Origin of the sequence: Corynebacterium epidermidicanis, assembly GCF_001021025.1 — a bacterium.
In the GTDB taxonomy this organism is placed as follows: Bacteria; Actinomycetota; Actinomycetes; order Mycobacteriales; family Mycobacteriaceae; genus Corynebacterium; species Corynebacterium epidermidicanis.
Window position 1 is genome coordinate 2,060,281 of record NZ_CP011541.1, and the last position, 25,638, is coordinate 2,085,918.

A 25,638-nucleotide genomic window follows, 5' to 3' on the forward strand; every position below is an offset into this window, starting at 1 on the left:
GATGTGCGTTTTCCGGCCCCATTGTAGGCCCGCCCACACAAAGTTGTGCGCGCTTTTCTCTTCGCAAAACTCCCAGCACTTGCGGCAGCAACGGGTAGTAGTTTCGTGTTCGTGCCCACACTAGTAAGTTTGCAGTAGGCAAATCACATTTCTTTTCCATTTGAAAGGACCCTTAACTTGACGTCGATTAATTTGACCAGGGCCGAAGCTCAAGAACGTTCTGCCATGCTGCGCACGCAGCATTATGACATCACCCTCGATCTCACCCAGGGAGAGGAAAGCTTCGGCTCCCGGACCGTCGTAAAGTTTGAGGTTACTCAGGCTGGCGATACTTTCATTGACCTGCGGGCGTCGGAAGCTACGGCCGCCCTCAACGGTGCCGAACTGCAGTTTTCCTATGACCCCGAAACTGGAATTCCACTCACTGGCCTCACTCCGGGCGAATACGAGCTCGTCGTAGACGCCACCATCCCCTACTCGCACACAGGTCAGGGGCTCCACCGTTTTACTGACCCAGCGGACGGTAAACCATACCTGTACACACAGTTTGAAACCGCAGACGCTAAGCGAATGTTCGCCTGCTTCGATCAGCCAGATCTCAAGGCAACCTACTCAATTTCTGCGTTGACGCCAGCGGACTGGAAGTTCATCACCAACGCGGCGGCAACTAGCTCCGTGGAAGGTGGATACCTTCACCACACCGCCGAGGTTGACTACCTGCTCTCCACCTACCTCGTTGCCGTATGCGCTGGACCTTACTTCGAGGTGCGCGACGTATGGCGTGGCCAGCTGACTCACCACCCGGAGACCCCAGGTGACCAGCCACACGAGGTGGAAATCCCGATGGCGATCTACTGCCGCGAATCCATCGCGGAATCTCTCGATGCGGACCGGCTCTTCACCGAGACGAAGCAGGGCTTTGATTGGTACCACCGCAACTTCGGCTACGCCTACCCGTTCGGCAAGTATGATCAGCTTTTCGTTCCGGAATTCAACATGGGCGCGATGGAAAACGCCGGTTGCGTGACCTTCCGCGATGAGTACGTGTTTACTTCCAAGGTCACGCGCTACCGCTACGAACGTCGATGCGACACCGTGCTGCACGAAATGGCGCACATGTGGTTCGGAGATTTGGTCACCATGCAGTGGTGGGATGACCTCTGGCTTAACGAATCCTTCGCAACCTGGTCTGCCGCGATCTCCCAAGCCGAGGAAACCGAGTACGACACCGCTTGGGTCACTTTCGCAAACGTAGAGAAGTCCTGGGCATACCAGCAGGACATGCTGCCTTCGACCCACCCCATCACAGCTGACGCCACCGACATCGAAACTGTCGAGCAAAACTTTGACGGCATCACCTACGCCAAGGGGTCTTCGGTGCTCAAACAGCTGCAGGCCTATGTTGGACGCGAGGCATTCTTGGCCGGGGTGCGACGTCACTTCGCTCGTCACGCTTTCGGCAACGCTACTTTCGATGACCTGCTCGGCGCGTTCGCGGAAGCCTCCGGCCGTGATCTTTCCGGCTGGGCAGATCAGTGGCTCAAGACCACCGGCGTCAACCGGTTGTCCCCGCAGTTTAGCGTCGAAAACGGCAAGTACACGTCGTTCGCAATCACACAATCCGGCGCACAGCCCGGCGCGGGAGAGCTGCGCACGCACCGCATTGCAGTCGGCCTCTACAAGCTTGTCGACGACCAGGTGGTACGCGTCCACCGCGAAGAGCTCGACGTTGCTGGTGAATTAACCGAAGTCGCCAACCTGATTGGCAAAGAAGCCGCTGACCTGGTTCTGGTCAATGACGACGACCTCACCTACTGTATCCTCGGCCTCGATCCGGCATCCCTAGATTTCGTGGTGGAAAACATTGGCCGCATCGCGGATCCCATGCCACGCACCTTGTGCTGGTCCGCGGCATGGGAGATGACACGCGCCGGCGAGATGAAGGCCCGCGACTTCGTCGCCTTGGTAGGCGCTGGTGCTCTGGCTGAAACCGAGATTGCAGTGCTGGAGCGGGTGTTGTTGCAGGCGACAACAGCAGTTTCTGCCTACGCGGATCCAGTGTGGGTAGATGCGACCGGCCGAGACATGCTGGCTGATATCTTGCTCGATGGTGTGGAGAACGCCGAGCCAGGATCGGACTTCCAGTTGGCGTTTGCACAGGCACTGGCCAAGGTACGTCCGAACGCCCGGGCTATTTCCTACTTCGAGTCGATTCTGGCTGGCCAGGCACCTGCTGGGCTGGTTGTCGACGCTGACCTGCGTTGGTGGGCGCTGACCGCCCTGATCGCGGCCGGTGAGATCGCCAATCCAGCTGAGGCTATTGCTGCCGAGCAGCAGCGTGATCCTTCCGCTGCCGGCCAGAATTCCGCTTGGCGAGCCACCGCGGCCATCAAAACCGAGGAGAACAAGGCATCCGTATTCGCTGAGCTCACCGATCTATCGAAGCCGCTGTCAAATCTGGCAACTCGCCACAAAATCGAGGGCCTCAACTTTGCCGGTGCTGCCGACAGTTTGCAACAGTTCAACGAGCGCTACTTCGCCCTCGCTGACAAATTTTGGGCACAGGCCTCCTCCGAGGTGGCGCTGGCAACGCTGAACGGCATTTTCCCAAGCTGGGATATTTCCGAGGAAGGCCTGCAGCGTGCCGACGACTTCTTGGCATCAGACCACGTCTCCGGTTTGGTGCGTGTGGTCTCGGAGAACCGTGACCGCATTGCCCGCGCGCTGCGCAACCGCAAGATCGACGCAGCTGGCTAACTCAAGCTGGTTAGTCACATAATTAATGGCTCCGTCTCCGCTCGCATTGAGCAGGGTCGGAGCCATTTGTGTGGAGTGCTGCGTGACTGCCTAGCGGCGGCTACGCACCATGCCGAGGGAGATCGCTGCGAAACCTGCACCAAGCAGGAGCATCGCAAGACCACCTAGCAACATTGCGTTGGCACCGGTGGCCGCTAGCTGCCCCCTTTTTCCCGAGGTTGCCTGTGCTGCTGGGCCTGCTTTGGCATCAACATTTGCCTTATGTGCTGCTGGTTTCTGCCCATTCTTCGGCTCCGGTTGTTGGTCCGGCTTCACAGGGTTGTGCTGCATGGAGTCCTTGTGTGCTGGGTTGTTAGCCCCGGCGGAACCACGGGAGTCCGACGATGTTGTGGCGTCGTCATGTCCCAACCGCAGAATACCTGGTAGCAATGCTGCCGCACCCAGGCCCCACCCGAGCAATTCCAAGCGGTTGTCCGAGCCGGGTTTCTGGGTACCACCAGCTTCGCTCGGCGCTGGTGTCACAGTGGTCGGGCTTGGTTCCACTGTCGTAGTCGGCTCGCTCGGTGCCGGCGCAGCGGTGGTCAGTTCGCTCGGCATAGGTTGTGGCTCAGCGGCCTCCCCCACGACAAATCGAACGAATGCTTCTGGTGTTTCAAACGACCCATCTATAGCGCGCACCCGCATCTGCATGGTGTACGTGCCTGGCTTGGAAAACACCCAGTTGTTGTGCAGGTGGATCGCCCCGGTACGCGTGAAAGAATGCTTGTCCGTGGAGTTGACCAGCATTTCTTGCAAGCCACCAAGTCCTGTGGTGAATGCCCACCATTGCGCCCCGTCAGGCATTGACTCCGGCAACAACTCAAACTCCAGCTCCTTGCCATCGACATCCGGAAGCTTCTCGGAAGAAAATCCGGGCCACGGCAGGCCCTGTTGCTGGGTTTGCGACAGCGTCCACACTTCCCCTCCGGCTGCTTTCAAGAACGGCAGCTTTTCGACGACCTTCGGTTGCTTTGCCAGGTCGACCCGGGCGGAATCACCAATCACAATGTCAACAGCACCGGGGTCTCGCAATGTATGAGTTTTGGTGATGAGGCCAGTGTCGTCGCCGAGGGCTATGCGCACCGCGTCGTCGATAAGCACGGGCCCAAGGTCTATGTGGCCACTGCCAAGTTGGACGCGGGTGACATCCAGGCCCATGGGCGTCGGCTCCACGGATGGTGCCGCAGTGCTGGTCGCTGGCGGGGTGGTGCTGGAGGATGTCGAAGGGACTACGGGCGCGGCTGCCGCGACAGCGAATTCGGCATCTCCGTCGGCTTCCATGGATTCGCTGAGATGGTGCACGAATTCGGTGGCGCCGGCGTCCGTAAGCGAATCCGGAACGAGGCGCATTTTGAGCACACCAGCTGGGGAATCACAGAAGTCGCGGGATTCGATGCTGCTGCGTTTGCCTGGCACAGAAACGAAGTCGAAGACACACGAAGGGTATTCATCAGTTTCGGAATCGTAGTAGCCACCGACCACTCGGAAAGAGATGCGATCATCGGCAGGTACTGCAGAGATCTCCACCATGCTCTCGCCTACCGGGTAGGGCTGCGTGTGGATGAGGACGCTGCGGTCGTCAAGCTGTTTGAATGCGTCGTCGAACGCCGGGGCCGGATCTTCAGTCTTCGGCTCTGGGAACGTGCCTTCATCAGTGGTACTTGCTGAGCCAGTGGTAGCTGCATAGGCGACCGGGCTGGATACCCACCGTGGACTTTCACTACTGGAATCTGGGACGAATACCACCTGGAAGTTCGATTGAGCGGAACCAATCATCTCGCTCCACGTTGCCGTCCCTGCATTCACGGGCACTTCGGCAAGGTAGAAACCGTCTATGTAGAAGACAGCGGTGCCAGAATCTTTGGTGTTTCCCGTGCTGAAGATGAGATCAGTGAGGTGCGCTGCTTCGTCGCCCGGTGCGATCCGCAGCTCAGACTTCATTGGTGAGCCAGTTGCGGGTGCTGCGTCGAAGGCTGCTCGGACATCGCCCAACCCACTTTTGCTTGGTTGGGTGCCACCGACTTGCCAAGTTACGGTCTGAGGTTCGGAAGCCACGATCGCGCCGTCGGTGGTGCGTGCGGAGGCACGGTAGGTCAACCGGTAGTTACCTGGTTTGGTGAAGGTAGTCGCATTGTGAGTGTGCGTACCCGGCGCAATCCACGTGCTCCGACGGCCAGCATCGTGGCTAGACAGCAACCGCAACACGGGAAAGTCTGCATCGCTGTAGTTAAATTGTTCCATTCGACCTGGGCCATCGAAGCCCACGAGATCGAGGGTGAAAGAGTTGTCGCGGAACTTTTCTGTCGGAATGCCGATGTCCGCGCCGAATCCCAGCCAAATAGGGTATTCTCCGCTCGGCGTTGCAGGGCCGAGGTAGAGCAGATCGCCCGGTTTGCCCAGGAAATCCAGCCGGGGGTCGTCGGCCACTTGGTACACATATTGGATGCCGTCGTCAGGGTTGCCTTTCCCGAACCAATTGACGGTTTCTTCAACAGGGAGTTCTTGACCCTTGAATTCTGACTTCAACGAAAACGTGTTGCGGGACGGATCCCAGTACACCTTTGGGGAGTCGATGTGACCAGCCGTGGCCACAGTGAGTTGATCGTTGGGCCCCGCAACCGCGGGAGCCTGCGAAAAGAGGAGAGCTACCGAAGCTGTGGTGGCAGCCAGCGCACTGCTTATTGTTTTCAACACGCATCCTTAATGACAATGTTTATTTATAGCAGCTCCCAAATTAATCCCAGGTGGAAATTATTGTCAATTTAAGTAGCCGTGATTTTCCTTCCTACCCCCGCACCCAGTAGTTTCATAGATAAACGAACATGCCTTACCAGCCGCACAAGTTCTACGTGCTCTCACCGCACCCGAAGGAACCCATGCCACGCCACGTTGCCGTCACAGCCCTCGTCGTCTCCGCTACTGCTCTCTCCCTCACCAGCTGCAGTCAATCATCGGACGACCCCAGCACCAACGCGGTCGAAACCACCACCCCAGCAGTCCCCATTGTCGAGGTTGATACCAAGAACACCTCCGGCTATGCCATGCTCAACGGGTTCGAAATCCTCCCAGCGAACTCCCCAGCAATTTGCACCAGACAACAAGAGCGCATGACCGTCATCCTCGGCAACATTGGCTCCAAAACCGTGGCCAGCGCAATTATCGACGCCGGGAAGGTCACCGACGTGACCATCTCAGATCCTGAAGACACACTGACGCTCACTGCTGGAGCTGGCACGGCGACGCTCACCCAGCAAGGGCCCGTGTTCACCTTGGAAGGCCAAGCTCCAGGTGTACGCAAAGCCAATACCCAATCTGGAGAAATGCCCATGACCTTCCTGATGACATTCGAGTGCCCATAAGTTCATTTACTGCCACGTTGCGCCACCGGAAGTCAGGGCTGTGCAGAGCGATGGGCGACTAGCTGTTCACGACTCGAAAAGCCCGCCAGCCCCAGCGCCTCCGCATCTGCCAGAACCAAAGGTTTGGACTATCTTAGACGCTGATGGTTGACACAAGCATGATAAAGACAGGTACTACCGATATCAGTTCCTGGTGGGATAACCCCACCACCCAAATGTGGTTGGTTGACCGACCTCTACACATCGTGTTAACGCTGGTGGTCGCGCTGGCGCTGCATTGGGCGTCGAAAAGGCTGGTGGACAAATTCGCCCAGCATGCCATTGATTCGCCACCTCGTCTGCCAAGTTTTGGTCCCACCCGCCAGCAAGAAAAGGCGGTAACCGCGACTGTCGACGTGCGGCGTGAGGCACGCATCCGAACGCTGGCAGGAGTGTTTAAATCTGCGGTCAATATTGTGATTTGGTTGTGGGTCCTCATAGACGTACTCGCCACCATTGGGATCAATGTCGCCCCACTGATCGCCTCGGCGGGCGTGGTTGGCGTAGCCCTAGGTTTTGGCGCTCAAAGCCTGGTCAAAGACTTCCTTTCCGGCGTGTTTATGCTGCTAGAGGACCAGTACGGCGTGGGTGATGTCATTGACGTCGGCAAGATTTCCGGCACTGTTGAGGATGTCAGCCTACGCCTAACCACGATTCGCGATCTCGACGGCACCGTCTGGTTCGTTCGCAACGGGGAAATACTGCGGATTGGTAATTTCAGCCAGGGTTATGCTTTCGCCCGCATCGATATCCCAATCGGCCTGGACAATGACGTGGAAACCGCAAAACAGGAGATCATGGCGGCCACCGAACGCGCAGCAGCTCTCGAAGACATCGCTCCGCTATTGCAGGCAGAACCGGTCATGGACGGCGTTGCCAAAGTCGACGTCGACTACCTCACCATTCGCGTGCGCGTAAAGACCGAGCCTGGCCAGCAATGGCACGTTCAGCGCACGATGTACGAACACATCGTTTCCAACCTCCACACTGCAGGAATCAAGCCCGCGTTCACCCTGCGCAATTCCCAACCCCAACCAAACGAATAAGCTGGCAGACATGACGTTTTACGACGAGGTTGGTGGCCAACCTACTTTCGATGCAATTGTCGACGGCTTCTACGCACAGATTCCCGACGACGACATCCTCGGCCCAATGTATCCCCCAGAGGACATGGCGGGAGCTCGCGACCGCCTCGCCTGGTTCCTCGCCCAATACTGGGGAGGGCCACAAACCTTTTCCGAGCAACGCGGACACCCGCGCCTGCGGATGCGCCACGCACACTTCCACGTGAATAGAGACGCAGCAATCCGCTGGCTCGAGCTGATGAAGAATTCCCTCGACCAGATCCCAGAAACCACGCTTGACGACACCCACCGCGCCGCCATGTGGGAGCACATGGAACGGGTGGCTGCGATGCTCATTAACCGCCCCGACTAGTGAGCTCTGGTTGCGGCTCCTAGATCAGCAGGCTTAGCCCCTGGGATTGATACACCGAGCCGAACGGTGCGTCGAGCCGCACCCAACGCCCAGCTACGGCAACACGAACATGACGTGGAATCTCTGGACGGGCAGCACGCCCGGGAATGAGACCTAAAGAATTACAGGCAAAAATCATCCGCATGGTCACCGCGGCGGTTTTCCCACCGCCACTGACCTGCAATACCTCTTGGTCCAGGAGCGACTTCGGCGGGCCCAACGGCCCGGAGAAGCTGCGAGCAAGGTCTTTGCCTTGGTCCAGCAACTGATGCACGACATCCACGGGGATGATGTCGAGCTGTTCGAATTTCCCCACCGGTGGCAACGCTCCGGGCCAGGAATTCGGGATCGACTTAGTGAGCGCGCCGGCCAGCAGCTCACTTGCAGGAAAGATCGATTCTTGCCCGGTTAGTTCCGCTGTGACACGCCTCGACGCAATAACGTCGAAGGGCGTAGTGACAAATACCTCACAATCGCCATTCGGCAAGAGTTGTATCCGAGCAACAGCATCACTTTGCAGGGCTACAGCCCGGGTTAGCAGAGCGTGTAAACCATGCTGACCCGAGGTGATATTGAAAACGGTCATTCTTTAATATCTGTGGTGTCGTCAGTTCCCTCGGCAGCAGGCTCCCCTGCCGCGAGCGCTGCATCCGGCGTGGAAACGCTAATGAGAACTTTTCGCTCGTGCTCCGCAATGGGACGAGGAGAACCACTAACCAAATCGACCACGATCTGCACGCATTCAATGATGCAAGCGATGGTGCCATGACGGTCTTTGAGCTGCTGGACCGTAGTAAACGACGTCCGCCCAATATGAATCACTTGCGTTTCGACGATCACTTCTGCCGTATCCGGCATGATGGAGCTAACGTAATCGATTTTCATGGATCGCACGTAGGCGGCCGGCATGGCATGGCCACGCTCCACAAACTCTTCCATGGCGAAGACTGCGCGTGCTTCTTGTGCGATTTCAATGTAAGAGGCGTTGTTGATATGGCCGAATCGGTCGAAGTCACCCCACCGGACTGGAATTTTGGTGATGTGGATCGGGCCGTTTCCTAACCGGCTCTCAGTGCTCTCAGACAAGTCATTCCTCCGGTTTCCCAAAGCGTAATTTTCAACACGTCTAGCCTAGTGACTTTTGAACCCAAGCGCGCAGGCTAACAACCTTTGGGGTTAGTCGGTTTTAAACCAAAAAGGATTCGCCACCAGCCTGTGTTGGTCAGCAGCGAATCCTCTATATATCGGTCCGGCATTAGCGGGTCAGCTTGCGGTGCGTCACACGAGACGGACGGGCTGCATCTGCACCGAGGCGCTCAACCTTGTTCTTTTCGTAATCCTCGAAGTTTCCTTCAAACCAGAACCACTGTCCTTCTTCGATGTTGCCTTCCCACGCCAGGATGTGGGTACAGGTACGGTCTAGGAACCAGCGGTCGTGCGAAATGACCACGGCACAACCTGGGAAGTTTTGCAACGCATTTTCCAGGGAAGACAGGGTCTCCACGTCCAGGTCGTTGGTTGGCTCGTCCAGGAGGATCAGGTTTCCGCCCTGCTTCAGGGTCAGCGCTAGGTTGAGACGGTTGCGCTCACCGCCGGAGAGCACCTTCGATGGCTTCTGCTGGTCCGGGCCCTTGAACCCGAACGCTGACAGGTACGCGCGGGATGGCATTTCGTTCTGGCCAACGACGATGTAGTCCAGGCCGTCGGAAACAACTTCCCAGACAGTCTTTTCTGGATCGATGTTTTCACGTCCCTGGTCCACGTAGGACAGCTGTACGGTCTGGCCAACCTTGACCTCGCCGGCATCCGGTTGTTCCAGGCCCACGATGGTCTTGAACAGGGTGGACTTACCCACACCGTTCGGGCCAATCACGCCGACGATGCCGTTACGAGGCAACGTGAAGGAAAGATCCTTGATCAGAACGCGACCATCGAAACCCTTGTCCAGATCCTTGACCTCAACAACCTGGTTGCCCAGGCGAGGTGGCGTCGGGATCTGAATTTCTTCGAAGTCAAGCTTCTTGTACTTCTCAGCTTCGGCTGCCATCTCTTCGTAGCGATCCAGACGAGCCTTGTTCTTAGCCTGACGAGCCTTGGCACCAGAACGCACCCAGGCCAGTTCTTCCTTCAGGCGCTTTTGCAGCTTCTGGTCCTTCTTACCAGCAACCTCAAGGCGCTCTGCCTTCTTCTCCAGGTAGGTGGAGTAGTTGCCTTCGTATGGGTAGAGCTTGCCGCGGTCAACTTCACAGATCCAACCGGCCACGTGATCGAGGAAGTAACGGTCGTGGGTAACGGCAAGGACAGCGCCCTTGTAGTCAGCGAGGTGCTTTTCCAACCAGAGCACCGACTCCGCATCCAAGTGGTTCGTAGGCTCGTCGAGAAGCAGCAGGTCAGGCTCAGAAAGCAACAGCTTGGCCAGGGCTACGCGACGACGCTCGCCACCAGAAAGGTTAGTAACCGGCGCATCGGAAGGCGGGCAACGCAGCGCGTCCATTGCCTGCTCAATCTTGGAGTCGATTTCCCACGCGTCAGCTGCGTCGAGTTCTTCCTGCAACTTGCCCATTTCTTCCATGAGCTCGTCGGTGTAGTTAGTTGCCATTTCCTCGGCGATGGCCTCGAAGCGCTGCTTCTTTTCGAAGATTTCTCCCAGGCCCTCTTCGACGTTCTCGCGGACCGTCTTTTCCTCGTTCAGAGGTGGCTCCTGCAGCAAGATGCCGACAGTTGCGCCTGGATCCAGGAAAGCCTCGCCGTTGGAAGGCTGATCAATGCCGGCCATAATCTTCAGGATCGAGGACTTACCAGCACCGTTAGGTCCAACAACACCAATCTTGGCACCTGGGTAAAAGGCCATTGTCACGTTATCGAGAATGACCTTCTCGCCATGTGCTTTGCGCACGTTCTTCATCGTGTAGATGAACTCGCCCACGTTTTCCCCTTATATAGAGAGTCCAGAATTTAAGTCCCCTAAAGGGTACATGACGACTCTCTGGAGTGGGCGCCGACCGTGCTTTATCGACGCCCACCTTCCCCGAACACCACTAGGCGGAGTGCTGCGCCATCTCTGGCGAGTCCTCCCCCAGGCAATCCTGGTGTTCGGGATCGTCAAAAGGGGGCTCTTCCTCCGGCAGATCAGTCGCGGGTGCAGCTGCAGCCGACTCATTGACCGGTTCCGAAGCAGCTCCTTCCGCTGCCGTCGTAACCGTTACCAATTGGGCCTTGAACTTGGCGTCGAGCTCCTCCAGCATTTGTTTGCGTCGCTGTGGCCCGAATTCCGTCGCTACCACCATGTACTTATTCAAGTCCAAACCAATGTGGGTTGCTTTGACATAGGTCTTGAATTGGCGCTGCCCGTCTTGCATCCACTCGCTGGACATCAGGAATCCGGAAACGATAACGCTGCTGCCTTTCGCAGCAGACATGAAGGTGTTCATTCCGAGGTTGTTCCAGGCCTCAACTTCGATAAAGAGCTGGTTGTAGTTCTGCCAGTTTCCATTGCCATCCTGGCGCGCGCTGGAACAGGCCAAGCGGAACCGAACTACCTCGGCATCTTCGCTCACGCGTCGCTTAATGGGCTCGCTGACAATGTTGCCGGTCAAAGTGATTGGATATTGTGGCATGGTTGTTCTCCTTTTGTGTGGTTGATGAGGCCGCAGCGAAAGCACGCGCTGCAGCCGTTGTCACCATGCCAGAAAGCAAGAAACCCGCCGCTGCTATCGACTCCGAGAATGTGGATAACCGTGGTTATCCACAGAGGTTCTTCCCAGGGACGCGGAGGGCAGGGGCGGGCGTCGACAAGCTTTGCTTTAATCGAAGGTTTTGCCGTAGTAGTCGGCTTGAGGGTTCTTTCCGGATTGGTAGGCTGCGAGCTGCGCATTGTAGTCGTCGAGGTCTACTTCACCGGTTTCGGCTGCCTTCCGGTCATAGACACGAGCTTGGCGGGCATCGTCGGTGTACCAGTTCCAAATCAACACCGCCCACACGATGAGCAGCGGGAACTGGCCAGAACCCCAACCGATGCCGCCGCCGACCTGCTGGTCACGCAACAAGTCATCGGTCCACGGCAGTCCAAGGTTGAGGTAGAAGTCGTAGCCGAGGACTTCCCGGAGCATCATCAGGTAGACGCCGAAGAACAGGTGGAACGGCATGGAGCCGGTCAACCAGGCAGCCCGGGCTACCGGCGAGGTGGGCTCTGGGACGGGGTCTACCCCGATCAACTCCCAGAAATAGAGCGTGCCGGACCAGAGGAACACCACGTTCATGATGAGGTGGCCTGCGTGTTCGGAGATCATCAACTCATACAGTGGCGTGACGTAAAGGATGTAGAAGAACACCACGAATTGGATTGTGTTGACCGCCGGCTTAGTGAGGAACCTGACCGCAGGATTGTCCACTGCTACCTCGAGCCATTCGCGGGGGCCTGGGTTTTCCGGGGATGGCTTCAGCGCCTGCAAGAACAAGGTGACAGGCCCGCCGAGCACCCAGCCGAGTGGCACGCCCATCGACAAGATCATGTGCCCGATCATGTGCATGGAGAACATTGCCGGGATCGTCATCCCGATGCCTGAGCACATCGTAATCAGGAGTGTCAGGCAGCCCAACAGGAACCACACTGTACGTATGATCGGCCACTGTCCACCTTGACGATGCACGCGCCATACCGCCCAAAGGTAGCCAGCTGCGAAAATCAGGGCGGCGGCGCCGAAGACGATGTCGAAACGCCACATGGTCCACACGTTGGTGATGGTGGGGCGCTCGTAGAGCTCATACCCCAGATCAATCACCATTTGGTTGAGCCGGATATTGCGTGGCGGCGGCGGGGGCGTGCGGCCCAGCGAGATCGCGACACCCGTAATCGCCCCCATCACCAGTACTTCCACTACGGCTATCTGCCGAAACAGCCCCGGTTGCGTCGCGAGTTTCGGAATCGTGAGCTTTCGATGCACAAACCCAAACAAAGCCAAAACCACCACGCCGATTGTTTTCGCGGTGATGAGCCAGCCGTAGCTTGTGGTCAGCAGATCCGAAAGGTTCATGCGGATGCTGGCGTTAATCACGCCGGATGCCGCCATGACCAGGACCGAAACCAGGGCGAGCGCCGAGTAACGACGCACCGCCACAGCCATGCCAGGGCCTTTTCGACGCCCGTGCGCAATCAAGGCCATCAGCCCGCCTACCCACAGCGCCATGAACATCAAGTGCCACAGATAAGAATTGGTTCCGAAGTCGTGGTCGCCACCCGTCGCAGAGTGCCCCTCCAACCCAAGAGGCACCAGGGAAAGCAAGGCTCCCACCAGGAAGACGGGCTGCCACATCCACCGGTAGGTAGTCAGCGCGGCCACCCCCGTCACCAGCGCAAACACCGCAGTAACCTGCCAGGCCAAGCTTGTAGATACCAGCTCAATCGCCGCCGGCCACCGAGCCGGATTCAGCGTATTCGCCAAGGGCTCGCCAGACACATCCGACAGGTACATCGGCACCATCAACTGGCTGATCAGCGCAAAGCACAACATGGACACCGCGGCCGTGCGGGCAGCCAGAGTTCCATCCGCGCTTAGCGACGTCCGAGCCAAATCAGAATCTTTAGGCTTCAGTAAGAAGGCCGACGCTACAAAAGACCCCACCCCCAACGACGCCACCATCAGCCCCGCCGAACGGAAGAACGGCAAGCCTGCCGTCGTCAAAGGCCCAGGATCGGGGATGCCTAGTGCAGCGAGGGACTCGCCGAGATACACCAGCGAAATCCACGCGCCCACCACACCAGCGGTGACTGCGAAAAACACATACAACCACATCGAGCCACGCGCTTGGCCAGACAGCACAACCGGGTAGCTTGTAGGGGTACGTTCGCCACTTACCTGAGGATTAACCATGGCTTCTACCCTAACCGCTCATCAAGTTAATGCCGAAGTGGCACCACGAATACGATCTCCGCAAGGCTATGCGCTAGAATTTTCTTGCTTGGTTACCGCTTCAACGGGCCAACCAAGAAGACCCTCCTTAGCTCAGCGGATCAGAGCAGACGGCTTCTACCCGTAAGGTCGCAGGTTCGAATCCTGCAGGGGGGGCTTTTTCATGAGAGGGTTTCAGGGCGGATTCTAGTGGTCGTGGAAACACCTGATTGTTGTGAGGTGTTTTCATGGGGTCGGTATGGGATCCTGATCCGGTTGTTGTTGACAGGTTTTCCAGCTTGGTACGAGCTGGTAGCTCGGTTCGCGCGGCAGCGCGTAGTACTGGGTTGCCTGATAGCGTGGCGTATGCGTTGGCGCACCGGTTGGCGCTACCTGTTCGTTCACGGGTTACTACGTCGTCTAAACAATACGAGCAGATTGCTTCGTTGTGGCTTCGAGGCTGGGCGCCGATGGATATAGTCCGTCACTGCCAGCTGGGCAGCTCGGTTGTCTACCGAGTGGGCATCGATCTGGGGTTATGGACGCGTAATCCTCATGGGCGGCGTGCTGCGGCAACCTCGCGCCGGTGTGCTTATTTGCAGCTTCGAATTGGTGCGTTAGGGCGAAAAGATGCCGCTGATGCGTGTGGAATTCATCTACGTGATGCGCGTGATATCGACAAAGGCGTCATCAAGGTGGGGCGGCAGCGTGTAGCGTTCATCCCGGATGGGCCGGATGCGGCCTTGTATAACAGGCTTATGCAGTTGCTTGACTATGTTGACGGCCGGCAGTCGTTGCCGATTGCTATCGTCCCCCAATCGCGTATTGATCAGCGGATTTCACCGCGTTATCTCTGTATTGAAGAACGTGAGCTTATTTTCGACTTGCATCGGCAAGGCTTCGGTGTGCGTGCCATCGCCCGGCGGTTAGGGCGCGCACCGTCAACGATCAGCAAAGAGCTACGCCGTAACCAGGATGATTTCGGCCTGTATTTACCCACCCATGCACAGCGCACATCAACGCTTCGCAGATTCCGGCCGAAAAAACGCAAGATCGACCTCGTCCCAGGTTTATGGGAGACCATCTTTGCCATGCTGCGTGACAAGCTCTCTCCGGAACAGATCGCAGGGAGGTTGCGCAAAGACTATCCAGACGATGACACTATGCACGTGTGTGCTGAAACTATCTACCAAGCATTGTTCTTCCAGGCTAAAGGCGAGTTAAAGAAAGAAATCGCAGCATGCCTGCGACAAGGGCGCACAGTGCGTAAACCTCGCGGGCAGCGTATCCCTCGGCGGCGATTTGTTGACCCTATGGTCATGATTTCCGATCGGCCAGCCGACGTAGAAGATCGAGCTGTCCCAGGGCATTGGGAAGGTGACCTCATCTTAGGTAAAGGAAACACATCAGCTATCGGCACCCTCGTGGAAAGATCCACCAGGTATGTCATGCTATTGCACCTACCCGATGGACATGACGCCGTAGCAGTAAGAAACGCACTGGTTACAGCGATCAATGGGCTACCTGAGCATCTCAAAGGCTCGTTAACCTGGGATCAAGGAAGTGAAATGGCAGGACATAAATCGTTTACCATCGCCACAGATTGCCCGGTGTATTTCTGTGACCCAGCCTCACCCTGGCAACGCGGCAGCAACGAAAACACCAACGGGCTCCTACGCCAGTACTTCCCTAAAGGCACAGACTTAAGCGTCCACACCGCCGAAGACCTGGAATTCGTTGCCATGCAGCTCAACAGACGACCACGAAAAACACTCAACTTCGATACCCCCGCAGAACGCATGGCACAATTGCTAGACAAAGAAACCTAGACCGTGTTTCCACGACCACTAGAATCCGCCCAGGAAACGGTTTGAGATTGTTCAGGAAACCTTGGTGTGCTCTGTTACAACATCAGTTCAACTAATGGGGAGCAGTTCACGTGAGCAGGGCTTTTGTTCTACCTCGGGGACATTCCCGGGTTAAGTAAAGAAAAGTGTGTTTCGTCGGGGTGTCGACGGCCGTGCGGGTTTGCTGCACAAGTGCTATGTCGTCGCTTCGGCGTAGTCCGACTACGTAGAGAAGCGTTTTTTAATGAATATAATCCCGCAGCGGTAGTCCGACTACACCGAAGCGACGACATCGAGCGAGCTACGGCTCCCAGACAACAGTAAATACTGGCTTCGGGCCTACAACGCTGCGGAAAACACGCATCAGAGACACACTTTTCTTTACTTAACCCACATTCCCAGACATGCCGACTACACGGACCGGGTGTCTGCTGTCCGTGTAGTCGGGTTCTTTCTCTGTAGTTTTTGACTGTTTTCTATGCCACGAGCGGTGGGGCTCCTGGTCTACGCTTCGGGCTCCAGTCCGGCTGCTCTTCAGGAACCACATCGGGTTCTAGGCGGGTCCGCCGACCACCGTCAGGCGGGGTCGGGTCCGGGCCCTTGATAGGTGTGTTCGCCTCCACGCGGTCGAGGTAGGAACTGATCTTGGCCAGATTGGACGCGATCACGCCCAGGGCCGTCATCGCCCAGTGAGCGGCGAAGCCACGCACCAGGCTCCGGGTCCGGTTTCCGATACCGGCGGACAGATTCTTGATGTTGCTGTTCGAGCCCTCGCATACGTTTCGGAGGGTGCCGTAGATGTGGTCCCACTCCGGGGTTCCGAAGTCGGGCCTGCCCTGTCGGAACTTCTCCCCCTTAATGCTCATTCGACACGAACATCGCAGATCAGCGAGTTTTAAAAAAAATAAAAAAGATAAAAAACAATACAAAAGGTAGAATGGAGACATGCCAAACAAAAACCCATTCAAAGCAAGCTCCGGAACCACCCCACCACTTCTTGTCGGCAGGGACGACTATATTGAGGACTTCACATATGCGCTGGACAACGGTCCGGGGACACATGAGCGAACTACCCTCATTACGGGTACACGAGGAATTGGAAAGACCGTATTGCTCAATCATTTTGGAGACAAAGCGCGGGAGCGCGGGTGGTTCCTGTTCGAGGAAACAGCCACACCCGGCTTTGTAAATCGCCTACGCGACCAGGTTTACCAACAGATACGAACACTAGGAGAAGGTTCTCGCAAGACCTTAAAAGCGCTTAACCTCAACATAGCGACACTTGGGGGCGTGGGTGCAACCTTTGACACACTTCCAGATCACCTGCCAAATTACACACTGCGAATGGCGCTACAAGACCTACTCAACTTTCAGAAACAGCAGGCCACGCACATTCGACAAGAACCCAGCGGCATTCTCATTACCGTCGATGAGCTCCACTACAACGTACTGGCAGAGACTCGTGACTTCGGAGCCGTCCTACAACATCTAACCCGCGACAATGAAAATATCGCTGTCGCGGTTGCAGGCATCCCTTCCTCAGTAAAACCCATTCTGGCGAGTAAAGAGGGTGAGAACCCGGTTACTTTTCTTCGGCGCACCAATAGAGTCGAACTCGATAAGGTATCTACAGACGAGGTGCGGCGCGGCTTAGTTATACCTTTAGACGCCACTGATAAAAGCTGGGACACTGTCGCATTAAAAATGGCGATAGACGCGTGTGGCGGGTATCCTTTCATGATCCAGCTAGTGGGCGACTGGTGTTTCCGATACTCAGAAACCAACACCATCACACCTGACGTGGCTCAAAAAGGCATCGCAAAGGCACAACGAAAGCTAGGGCAGCTTGTACACGAGCCTGCACTCAACGACCTCTCGGACATTGACCGTACATACCTGCTTCACATGGCACAGAATGAGGGAGAATCCTCAACTTCGGAAATCGCCGCGAAGCTAAAGAAAACAGTCCAATATGCAAATACCTACCGCACCCGCCTGCTTGAAGCTCAGCTAATTCATCAGACTCGCCAGGGCTATGTAGACTTTGAGCTCCCATATCTCCGTGAATACCTCAGGGAACATGAAGCAAGTATGATACTCGATTACATATAAAACTATATTCCCATCTAAGAAATGACCTGCACATTAGAAGTAGGTAGAGCTCACCAACCGTATCCCTGCCCCACTCACATGGGATAAATCCGCCGGCCCCGTGGGATAGGCAGGTGCGCCGGGCGCGGTGGCTGGTGGTTGGTGCGCTGGGTCAAGCCCTCCATGACGAACCTTCACTTCGACTGTGTTCCCCCGGTGAGCTCAACTACGACATTCCAACTGTCTGAGGCGCGTGGCGCTCTCCCCGGCTCACCAAAACCAACACCACCACGGCCACGGTGGCCATCGCCAAAAGCTTGCCCCACAGCACGCCGGCAGTGTCACCAGAGGAATAGCTGGTCAGTGAGTCCAGGATGATTAGTGACACATTAGACGCCCCGTGCAGCACCGCGCTGCCAATGATCGATTGCATCCGATTTGCCAGCAGAGCCAGCACTGCGCCAGAGGCGAGGTGGTTCACCCACATCAATCCATCAGCGGGCGCATGTATCGCGCCAAACAAGGGCACCGTCAGAGCAAATGCAATCACGCCGGACTTGACCCACCGACCAAAAGAACTGCGGCAGCCAAGCACGGAACAAAAGCTCCTTCCGCGAATGACATCACCGGCGTGACCAGTAGGAAGCCGACCAGCATCCACATAGGAGTGTCCATGACCTCGGTGCCTAAGGGCTGCCAAGTCACCAACACGAATACTGACATTGTGGCCAGGGAAACCTGCAAGGAAATAATCAGCTGCCTGTTACGGGTACTCGGGATGGTGGGCGCCCACAATGGTTGGGGTATTGGGCGTCGGCCAGCGACGCGAACCGCGAGAAGTACGGCCGGAACGATCGAAATGAAAGCGATGGCACCGCCTACCTGGTCAGAGTACTCGCCCGTCAGGGCATCGATACCGATCATAAGCACGATCAGTGACAGCACGAACACCGCTAACAGCATTGCCAGTTCGGCGAAGGGACGCCACCACTGCCCAGGGTGAGAATCGCGAGCAAGCAAATGAAATTCTTCTTGAGCGTTCACATTTGTCGAGGCTCACAATAGTTAAGCCATCGCGCAGTGGCGCAGGCCCTCCACGATGTGTTCATTGCCCATCGGATCGCGGAGAATGTGCTGGGTGGCGTTCAGTTCGGCGAGTCGCCACCCTGGTTCGGTGTCAACAAGCCCCTCGAGTGATGCGAGTGGGTCGAAAGAATCGCCGAGCACCTGGTCAAGGCGCGCGGAAATCTCTTCACTCGTCGGCATTGGCGGTTCTTCATCGTCGAATTCCAAGATGAAGAGCCCGATGGAGCCGTCCGGGCCAATCGGCACCTCATAGGCCAGGTATTCCCGACCCAGCAAACTGATTGCAGCGAAGCACACCTCGGTGCCGATGCGCGAAAGATCTGCACCGGAAACATCCAAGATCGGCGCATCGAAAGCCTGCAACCCGCGTTGCACGCCGGCAGCGCGGAGGGCGTGTGCGAAAGATGGTTCCACATTCCCCAGCGGTTTTTCAAGGGCCCAGGCCCACGTGAGGGTGTGACGATTGGCGTCGATAAGCGCCAGAGCATGGGCCGCAACCTTGAGCTTGCCTCGTGACCCTCGGAACACAATGTGGCTGCGCCGAGGCTTGAACTTGGCGGAGATGTCAGTACCAATGCGATCTTCAAACCAGCTCTTGAGCAGCTCGCGACGGACGCGATTGAACAGGCAGGTTTCGTGCGCGGTGTCCGAAATTTGGGATAACAGGGGGTCAGGGTCAGGCATGGCCTTAGTATGCTCCATTTCTTTTCCCACAGCATAGCAAGCTGGCCGGAAAACAGTAACTACTTTTCTGGCGATGCGGATGCGGCACGGGCGTCGAGAAGCCAACTAAGGTAGGACACGTCGATGAAATCAACCTTTTTAAGGAGCCGTCATGGCACTGCCTCTCCCCTCCATGCACGCCCGCGCGCTGGTCACCGGCGCCAGCCAGGGCATTGGGCGCGCGATGGCCCGCGACCTCGCCGAGATGGGTCACAATCTGATTCTGGTGGCGCGTCGCGAAGACGTCCTCAACTCGCTCGCTACCGAACTCGAAGAGCGTTTTGGCGTGACGGTGGAGGTCCGCGCCGTGGACCTGGCCGAGCACAACGCTCGCCGCGCGCTTATCGACGAGATCAGCTCCCGAGAAATCAACATTCTCATCTCCTCGGCTGGCATCGCCTCCTTCGGCCCCTTCAAAGATGCGGACTGGAACTACGAGCTCAACCAGTTCCATCTCAATGCCACCGCGTGCTTCGAACTCACCCACGCCGTGCTGCCAGGGATGCTTTCCCGAGGCCAAGGGGCGATTTGCAATGTCGGCTCGCTGGCCGGCGACATGGTGATTCCTAACAACGCCACCTATATCTTCACCAAGTCGGGCCTGAACAAGTTCACCGAGGCGCTGCACTACGAACTGCGTGGCACAGGTGTGACCTGCACTCTGCTTGCCCCTGGCCCAGTTCGAGAGGCAGTTATTCCCGAGTCCGAGAAAACCATTGTGGATCGGGTGGTCCCGGACGCCGTATGGACCACCTACGAATCCTGCTCCCGCGAGACCCTCGAAGCCATGGCCGCTGGACGACGTCGCGTCGTGCCCGGCCCGCTGGCCAAAGTGATGGAAGTGGTCACCAACGTCGCCCCGACACGAGTGATCGCACCGATCATCGGTAACTTCTACCGAAAGATGGGTGCCTAGTTGACCGACGCCATCCCCCTCAAAAACGACCGGCTGGTCTGGATCGACCTGGAAATGACCGGCCTCGATCCGAAGCGACACGTCATTGTTGAAGTAGCAGCCCTCGTCACCGACGCTGAGCTGAACATCCTCGGCGACGGCATCGACCTCGTCATCCATGCCACGGAGGCAGAACTCGCGGAAATGGACGACTTCGTCCGCACCATGCACACCGACAACGGACTCCTCCCCGAAATCGAAGCCTCCACACTGTCGCTACAGGATGCCGAAGACGCCGTGCTCCAGCTCATCGAGGAACACTGCCACCCCGATCACCCAGCACCACTGGCAGGGAACTCGATCGCCACAGACCGAACCTTCATCCGAGCCCACATGCCCCGCCTCGACGAAGCGCTGCACTACCGCATGGTCGACGTCTCCTCAATCAAGGAACTAGCCCGACGCTGGTACCCGCGGGTGTACTTCGCACAACCGGAAAAGGGCATGTCACACCGAGCCCTCGCCGACATCGTCGAGTCAATCCGCGAGCTCGACTACTACCGACGCGCCATTTTCGTCCCGCAACCAGGCCCCACAACGAGCAGCGCGAACTCAGCTGCGACAGCCGCAAGCAAGGCCTACCAGCGGTTTTTGTAAAACGCGCACAGTGAGTTAATATGAGTTCCGCTGCGTTACCGCAGCAATGGTGGCTGTAGTTCAGCTGGTAGAGCACCAGGTTGTGATCCTGGGTGTCGCGGGTTCGAGCCCCGTCAGCCACCCCAAAGAAACACCTCTTGAACTGCACTTTGTGTGAGTTGAGGGGTGTTTTGTTTTGCGCTGGTTTGTAGGTGCGGGTTAAGTAAAGAAAAGTGTGTCTCTGATGCGCGTTTTCCGCAGCGGAGTGGGCCTGAAGCCGTTATTTATTGTGGTCTGGGAGCCGTAGCCCGCTCGATGTCGTCCCTTCGGTGTAGTCGGACTACCGCTGTGGGATTTATTTCATTAAAAAACGCTGCTCTACGTAGTCAGACTACGCCGAAGCGACGACATAGCACTTGTGCAGCACACCCGCACAGCCGGCAACACACCGACAAGACACACTTTTCGTTGCTTAACCCGCAGGTGCACTCTTGGGTGAGATTACGCACCGTGTTGTGTGCTATCGGGCGCTGGGCGCTGGGCGCCGGGCATTGTTCAGGGCTGCACACCTGCTAGGTCATGCTTTTGAAGCTCCAGTAGAGGATGACTTCCAGAGGTGTCAGGGGCGTTTCGAGCCGAAACCCGAACCTTCTTTCCATCTCAAATCCAGGAGAAACCTGCAACGTTTGTGGCTGCTGATAGTTTTCCTGCAATGCTCCGTGCGTGCGATTCCGCAATAGCCAAACGTGTCCAAGCAAGTGCCCTCAACATCCCAAGCTTATGAAGTCATATTCCCTACCAGCGCAAATGCGGCACAAGACATCAACAGTTGAGTGCCACACGCACCGCTACTCTCTCCCCGTTATTCGCACCAGCCAGCCGGTCCCAGTCGAAAGCTGAATTTGTTCAAAATGCGATTAATAAAACATAATTAGCCCCATGTCCCTATCTTCCTCGGCCGAAGCGCCGAACGACCAGTCGCCGAACAACCAAGCGGGCGAGCATAACGATCAAGAACGACAGTTCTTCGGCCACCCTTGGGGTCTCGCCAACCTCTTTGGTGTGGAGATGTGGGAGCGATTTAGCTTCTACGGTCTGCAAGGATTGTTGCTGTACTACCTCTACTACCAAACCACCGAAGGCGGTTTGGGGATGGATAAGCCGTTAGCTTCAGCAATTGTCGGAGCTTACGGTGGCACTGTCTACCTTTCTGCCATTGTTGGTGGTTGGGTCGCTGATCGCATCCTTGGCGCAGAGAAGACGTTGTTCTATTCCGGGATCTTGATCATGTTTGGTCATGCTGCGTTGGCCGTGGTCCCTGGTTACACCGGGATGATCGCCGGACTTATCGCGATCGCGCTGGGCGCCGGCTGTCTGAAAACCACGGCCGGCACTGTGTTGGGCAACTTGTACAGCAAGGAAGATCCGCGTCGCGATTCAGGCTTTTCGATTTTCTACATGGGTATTAACATCGGTGGGTTAATCGGCCCGTTGGTGACGGGTGCGTTGTGGAAGTTCGGCAATTTCCATCTCGGTTTCGGAGCTGCGGCCGTCGGCATGGCGCTGGGCTTGATCCAGTACATGATTGGCCGCAAGCACACGATCACTCCGGAGACGCACGCTCCCACGAACCCGCTGCCCAAGAAGTACTACTTGCCGATTCTCGCCGGTGTTGCGGCCGTGATTGCTGTGGTGTGGTTGTTGTTCCAGAGACAAATTTTGGTGCCGAAGAATCTCTCCGATTACATTGCGATCATCGCGACGTGTGCCGCCATCATCCTGTTCACCGAAATGATGCGTTCGCCGTTGACTGAGCCGCATGAGAAGCGACGTCTCATCGGCTTTATCCCCATGTTCTTGGGTTCGGTGACGTTCTTCACCATTTTCAAGCAGCAGTTCACGGTGTTGGCGGTCTACACCGACCAGCGACTGAATCGTTTCGTTGGCGGTTTCGAGATCACTCCGACGTGGATCCAATCGATCAACCCGGTGTTCATCATCGTTTTCGCGGGGGTCTTCGCCACGCTATGGTCCAAGATGGGGTCGAAGCAGCCGTCGTCGCCAATGAAGTATGCGCTGGGCACCCTGATCATCGGTGTAGCTCCGCTGCTATTCCTCCCGTTCGCTGGTGGTGCCGACAATTCCACGCCATTTTGGGTGATCGTACTGGTGCTGTTCGTCTTCACGATGGCCGAACTACACATCTCCCCCGTCGGCTTATCCATGGCCACCAAGGTTGCCCCTGATTCTTTCAAGGCGCGCGCGATGTCGCTGCACCTGCTGTCGCTGTCGATCGGCACCGCACTCTCGGGCACGTTCGCAGGATTCTACGACCCGACGTCGGCAACCGCAGAGCGCACCTACTTCATCGCACTAGGCGGCTCTGCGCTGATCATCGGCGTGATTCTTCTCTTGCTGGTCAAGCCAGTGCTGAAGGCGTTCGGCGGGGTCCGCTAGCTTTTCGACGCCTAACTCTCCGTACCGTGTATTCCACCGGAATGTCGAGTTAGGCGTTACCCTTGCCCCATTCCGACCATGGGATCTGCCAGTCGCCGAGGCCATCGTATCCGGAAAGCTGGCCACCAATCGTGCCCTGAACTTCGACGATGTCACCGCGTTTGAAGTTTTCGAGGAACCACTGCGCATTCTCGGGAGATACGTTGATGCAGCCGTGGGAGGTGTTTTGGCTGCCTTGTGCCCACACTGACCATGGGGCCGAGTGGACGAAAATGCCCGAGTAGCTCATCTGGGTGGCGTATTGGACCTTCGTCTTGTATCCGCCGTTTGCGAGCGAGAGACCAAACGACTCCGAGTCCATGACCATTTCGGTGTGCTTGTCGCCGATAATGTAGGTTCCGTTTGGCGTTGGCCACCTATTTGAACCCATCGAGATCGGCATGGTTTTCACAACCGTGTCTCCGTCGTAGATCGTCATCGTTTTGGTCGCGTCGTCGGCAAGTGCACGGTAGCCACCGGCCACGGTGAAGTTAGTGGCGTTGTCCTCGCCACCAAATACCCCGCCACCGAGGTTTGCTCCGTAAATATCAGCCTTGACGCTAACCGTCGTACCTGGTTTCCAGTACTCTTTGGGGCGCCAGCGCAGCTCGTAATCGTTGAGCCAGTAGAAACCGCCCTCCTGCGGCGGGGAAACCGTGACTTTGATCGCATCCTGCGCCGCTTTGCGATCCGTGATCGGTACGCCGAAACGCATGCTAATGGTTTGAGCGACACCAACGGTCGAGTCGGCCAGTGGCCCCAGAGCAACTGCCGTCGTACCAGCAGGCGAAGCTGTTTGGAAGGTGTGCGTGGTGCTCATCCCGTTGGTCCCCTCGGCCACGACCGTGTAGGTGCGGTAGAAGCCCAGCACTTCGGCCGTCTGCCAGGACTTGCCGTCAGCAGCGAGCTTCCCCTCAACGACCTTGCCGTTTTCGTTGGTCATAGTGACCTTCGCCAGGCCATCCTCCAACGCCTTCACAGTGACAGCCTGGCCAGGGTTAATGTCTTTGGCTCCATCCGCAACTGAGATGGCTGGGGCTAGCTTTTCTGCAGGCTGTGTTTCAGCCTGCTGCTCGACCTGAACGACTTCTTTGTTCGGTTGCGGACGATCAATGGTGCAGCTCACCAACAACGCCGACGCACTGATTACGCCAACGAGCGCCACAACCGACCTTTTCATTTATCCTCCGGAGACAGCCAAGCCAAAGTCTTACATCCATTGAACATATACTTCACGGCTCCAAAACTGTTACTAAATCACCCGCATAAACGATAACAAATCGATAAACGGTTTCTGCCCAGCTTCTCGACGCACTTTCCCCAACCTGACCAGGCGATTTTACAATACTTCGGCAACCCTGTTATATTTTTGTTCGTTGCCAACGAGGCCCGCGAGGTTCCAAGGCATACAGTAAGCGCCATTAGCTCAATTGGCAGAGCAACTGACTCTTAATCAGTGGGTTCGGGGTTCAAGTCCCTGATGGCGCACAGAACCACCCCCGACCGGTCCCCCGGTTCGGGGGTTTTTCGTCTTTGCAATTATATCGCAACTGGATCACACTTCGACATCAATGCTCTTAAAGCCCCCATTTTCACCCCGGCCCCAGCAAAGAGTGAATTACACTCGGCGGGTATGACTATGAACCGAGCACTCATTATTGTCGATGTCCAAAATGATTTCTGTCCCGCCGGAGCGCTGGCCACTCGCGAGGGCAGCACGGTAGCAAAGAAAATCGTTGCCTATCTAGAAGACACCAAGCCTAACTACGCGAAAGTAGTCACCACCCAGGATTGGCACATAAATCCAGGTGACCATTTTTCCTCGGAGCCCGACTTCAAAGACTCCTGGCCCCCGCACTGCGTTGCTGGAACTGACGGAGCGAAGCTGCACCCCGCATTCCAAAACTTCACCCCCGATGCCCAATTCCGCAAAGGACAGAATTCAGCGGCCTATTCGGGCTTTGAAGGGGTTGAGGCTACCACTGGCCAGCCATTGCTGGAATATCTCACGGACAACGCCATCACCGCAGTGGATATCGTCGGCATAGCCACAGACCATTGCGTTAAGGCCACTGCCACCGACGCCCTCAAGAATGGCTTCACTGTGCGGGTTCTCTCCGAGTTTTGTGCGGCGGTTGATGAGTCGGCGGGTGAGAAGACTCTCGCCGAACTGGATAAGGCCGGTGCGTCGATCATCCGCCATGCCGACGACTGCGATCCGTGGAATTAGCCGCACCACCCTGCAACGCCGATTGTCTTTCAGATTGCGCCGCGAAAAGTGAGCAATCTCGAAGACAATTAACGCA

General features: G+C 56.9%; 21 protein-coding genes and 3 tRNA genes. 13 read left to right on the forward strand and 11 right to left on the reverse strand.

Translation table 11 applies throughout. The features are described 5' to 3' along the window. Window positions 1-177 precede the first annotated feature (177 nt). The gene (gene pepN / locus CEPID_RS09485; protein WP_047240772.1) at window positions 178-2,757 is read left to right on the forward strand and encodes an aminopeptidase N; all 2,580 of its coding nucleotides are present in this window, start codon (window positions 178-180) and stop codon (window positions 2,755-2,757) included. 90 nt (window positions 2,758-2,847) lie between these two features. Here the strand turns inward: pepN and CEPID_RS09490 are convergent, their stop codons facing one another. Further along, entirely contained in the window at window positions 2,848-5,490 is a 2,643-nt protein-coding gene (locus CEPID_RS09490; protein WP_052843494.1) for a choice-of-anchor M domain-containing protein, read from the reverse strand. A gap of 128 nt (window positions 5,491-5,618) precedes the next feature. Between CEPID_RS09490 and CEPID_RS09495 the strand changes: the two genes are divergently transcribed. The 3 genes from CEPID_RS09495 to CEPID_RS09505 all read left to right on the forward strand — a co-directional run bounded on the left by CEPID_RS09495 (window position 5,619) and on the right by CEPID_RS09505 (window position 7,631). After that, window positions 5,619-6,155: a lipoprotein LpqH gene (locus CEPID_RS09495; protein WP_083984433.1), complete on the forward strand. Its 537-nt coding sequence runs from the start codon at window positions 5,619-5,621 to the stop codon at window positions 6,153-6,155. 158 nt (window positions 6,156-6,313) lie between these two features. After that, window positions 6,314-7,240 carry a mechanosensitive ion channel family protein gene (locus CEPID_RS09500; protein ID WP_236684232.1) on the forward strand — a complete coding sequence of 309 codons (927 nt, stop codon included), beginning with the start codon at window positions 6,314-6,316 and terminating at the stop codon, window positions 7,238-7,240. Between the two features lie 10 nt (window positions 7,241-7,250). Beyond that, window positions 7,251-7,631, forward strand: a complete 381-nt coding sequence (locus tag CEPID_RS09505) for a globin (RefSeq protein WP_047240775.1) — start codon at window positions 7,251-7,253, stop codon at window positions 7,629-7,631. A 19-nt stretch (window positions 7,632-7,650) separates the two neighbouring features. Here the strand turns inward: CEPID_RS09505 and CEPID_RS09510 are convergent, their stop codons facing one another. The 5 genes from CEPID_RS09510 to CEPID_RS09530 form a co-directional block, all read right to left on the reverse strand. Continuing rightward, window positions 7,651-8,256: a hypothetical protein gene (locus tag CEPID_RS09510; RefSeq protein ID WP_047240776.1), complete on the reverse strand. Its 606-nt coding sequence runs from the start codon at window positions 8,254-8,256 to the stop codon at window positions 7,651-7,653. Further along, the gene (locus CEPID_RS09515) at window positions 8,253-8,756 is read right to left on the reverse strand and encodes an acyl-CoA thioesterase (RefSeq protein WP_052843497.1); all 504 of its coding nucleotides are present in this window, start codon (window positions 8,754-8,756) and stop codon (window positions 8,253-8,255) included. Before CEPID_RS09515 ends, CEPID_RS09510 begins: the two co-directional genes overlap by 4 nt. A gap of 169 nt (window positions 8,757-8,925) precedes the next feature. Next, window positions 8,926-10,596: an energy-dependent translational throttle protein EttA gene (ettA, locus tag CEPID_RS09520; protein ID WP_047240778.1), complete on the reverse strand. Its 1,671-nt coding sequence runs from the start codon at window positions 10,594-10,596 to the stop codon at window positions 8,926-8,928. A 112-nt stretch (window positions 10,597-10,708) separates the two neighbouring features. Beyond that, complete coding sequence (locus CEPID_RS12545) at window positions 10,709-11,287, reverse strand: single-stranded DNA-binding protein (protein ID WP_052843499.1); 579 nt, start codon at window positions 11,285-11,287, stop codon at window positions 10,709-10,711. Between the two features lie 186 nt (window positions 11,288-11,473). Further along, the gene (locus CEPID_RS09530; protein WP_047241480.1) at window positions 11,474-13,462 is read right to left on the reverse strand and encodes a cytochrome c oxidase assembly protein; all 1,989 of its coding nucleotides are present in this window, start codon (window positions 13,460-13,462) and stop codon (window positions 11,474-11,476) included. 199 nt (window positions 13,463-13,661) lie between these two features. Here CEPID_RS09530 and CEPID_RS09535 point away from each other — a divergent pair. Both CEPID_RS09535 and CEPID_RS09540 read left to right on the forward strand, forming a co-directional pair. Beyond that, window positions 13,662-13,735: transfer RNA gene (locus CEPID_RS09535), tRNA-Arg, on the forward strand. A 659-nt stretch (window positions 13,736-14,394) separates the two neighbouring features. After that, window positions 14,395-15,387, forward strand: coding sequence for an IS30 family transposase (locus CEPID_RS09540; RefSeq protein WP_169747268.1), 993 nt, complete (start codon window positions 14,395-14,397; stop codon window positions 15,385-15,387). 494 nt (window positions 15,388-15,881) lie between these two features. Here the strand turns inward: CEPID_RS09540 and CEPID_RS09545 are convergent, their stop codons facing one another. After that, window positions 15,882-16,271, reverse strand: a complete 390-nt coding sequence (locus tag CEPID_RS09545; RefSeq protein ID WP_047240779.1) for a hypothetical protein — start codon at window positions 16,269-16,271, stop codon at window positions 15,882-15,884. Between the two features lie 79 nt (window positions 16,272-16,350). Between CEPID_RS09545 and CEPID_RS09550 the strand changes: the two genes are divergently transcribed. Next, window positions 16,351-17,517 (forward strand): ATP-binding protein, encoded by a 1,167-nt coding sequence (locus CEPID_RS09550; RefSeq protein WP_047240780.1) that lies wholly within the window; start codon window positions 16,351-16,353, stop codon window positions 17,515-17,517. A gap of 205 nt (window positions 17,518-17,722) precedes the next feature. Here the strand turns inward: CEPID_RS09550 and CEPID_RS12955 are convergent, their stop codons facing one another. Genes CEPID_RS12955 through CEPID_RS09565 form a run of 3 tightly spaced genes read right to left on the reverse strand, consistent with a single transcriptional unit; the run spans window position 17,723 to window position 19,266 of the window. Continuing rightward, window positions 17,723-18,046 (reverse strand): CPBP family intramembrane glutamic endopeptidase, encoded by a 324-nt coding sequence (locus CEPID_RS12955; protein ID WP_158408040.1) that lies wholly within the window; start codon window positions 18,044-18,046, stop codon window positions 17,723-17,725. Continuing rightward, entirely contained in the window at window positions 18,043-18,540 is a 498-nt protein-coding gene (locus CEPID_RS13335) for a hypothetical protein (protein ID WP_047240782.1), read from the reverse strand. Before CEPID_RS13335 ends, CEPID_RS12955 begins: the two co-directional genes overlap by 4 nt. 21 nt (window positions 18,541-18,561) lie before the next feature. Beyond that, window positions 18,562-19,266: a DUF6882 domain-containing protein gene (locus CEPID_RS09565; protein WP_144413507.1), complete on the reverse strand. Its 705-nt coding sequence runs from the start codon at window positions 19,264-19,266 to the stop codon at window positions 18,562-18,564. 151 nt (window positions 19,267-19,417) lie between these two features. Between CEPID_RS09565 and cmrA the strand changes: the two genes are divergently transcribed. The 4 genes from cmrA (at window position 19,418) to CEPID_RS09585 (ending at window position 23,293) form a co-directional block, all read left to right on the forward strand. Continuing rightward, window positions 19,418-20,221: a mycolate reductase gene (gene cmrA, locus CEPID_RS09570; protein WP_047240784.1), complete on the forward strand. Its 804-nt coding sequence runs from the start codon at window positions 19,418-19,420 to the stop codon at window positions 20,219-20,221. Between the two features lie 54 nt (window positions 20,222-20,275). Beyond that, window positions 20,276-20,857 (forward strand): oligoribonuclease, encoded by a 582-nt coding sequence (gene orn / locus CEPID_RS09575; protein ID WP_236684329.1) that lies wholly within the window; start codon window positions 20,276-20,278, stop codon window positions 20,855-20,857. A 49-nt stretch (window positions 20,858-20,906) separates the two neighbouring features. After that, a tRNA-His gene (locus tag CEPID_RS09580) sits at window positions 20,907-20,982 on the forward strand. Window positions 20,983-21,775: 793 nt separating this feature from the next. Continuing rightward, window positions 21,776-23,293, forward strand: a complete 1,518-nt coding sequence (locus tag CEPID_RS09585; protein WP_047240786.1) for a peptide MFS transporter — start codon at window positions 21,776-21,778, stop codon at window positions 23,291-23,293. 49 nt (window positions 23,294-23,342) lie between these two features. Here the strand turns inward: CEPID_RS09585 and CEPID_RS09590 are convergent, their stop codons facing one another. Next, window positions 23,343-24,512, reverse strand: a complete 1,170-nt coding sequence (locus tag CEPID_RS09590) for a L,D-transpeptidase (protein WP_047240787.1) — start codon at window positions 24,510-24,512, stop codon at window positions 23,343-23,345. Window positions 24,513-24,747: 235 nt separating this feature from the next. On the opposite strand from CEPID_RS09590, the gene CEPID_RS09595 reads away from it, so the two are divergent. Both CEPID_RS09595 and CEPID_RS09600 read left to right on the forward strand, forming a co-directional pair. Beyond that, a tRNA-Lys gene (locus CEPID_RS09595) sits at window positions 24,748-24,820 on the forward strand. Between the two features lie 151 nt (window positions 24,821-24,971). Beyond that, window positions 24,972-25,562: an isochorismatase family protein gene (locus tag CEPID_RS09600; RefSeq protein ID WP_047240788.1), complete on the forward strand. Its 591-nt coding sequence runs from the start codon at window positions 24,972-24,974 to the stop codon at window positions 25,560-25,562. The last annotated feature ends 76 nt before the right edge of the window (window positions 25,563-25,638 follow it).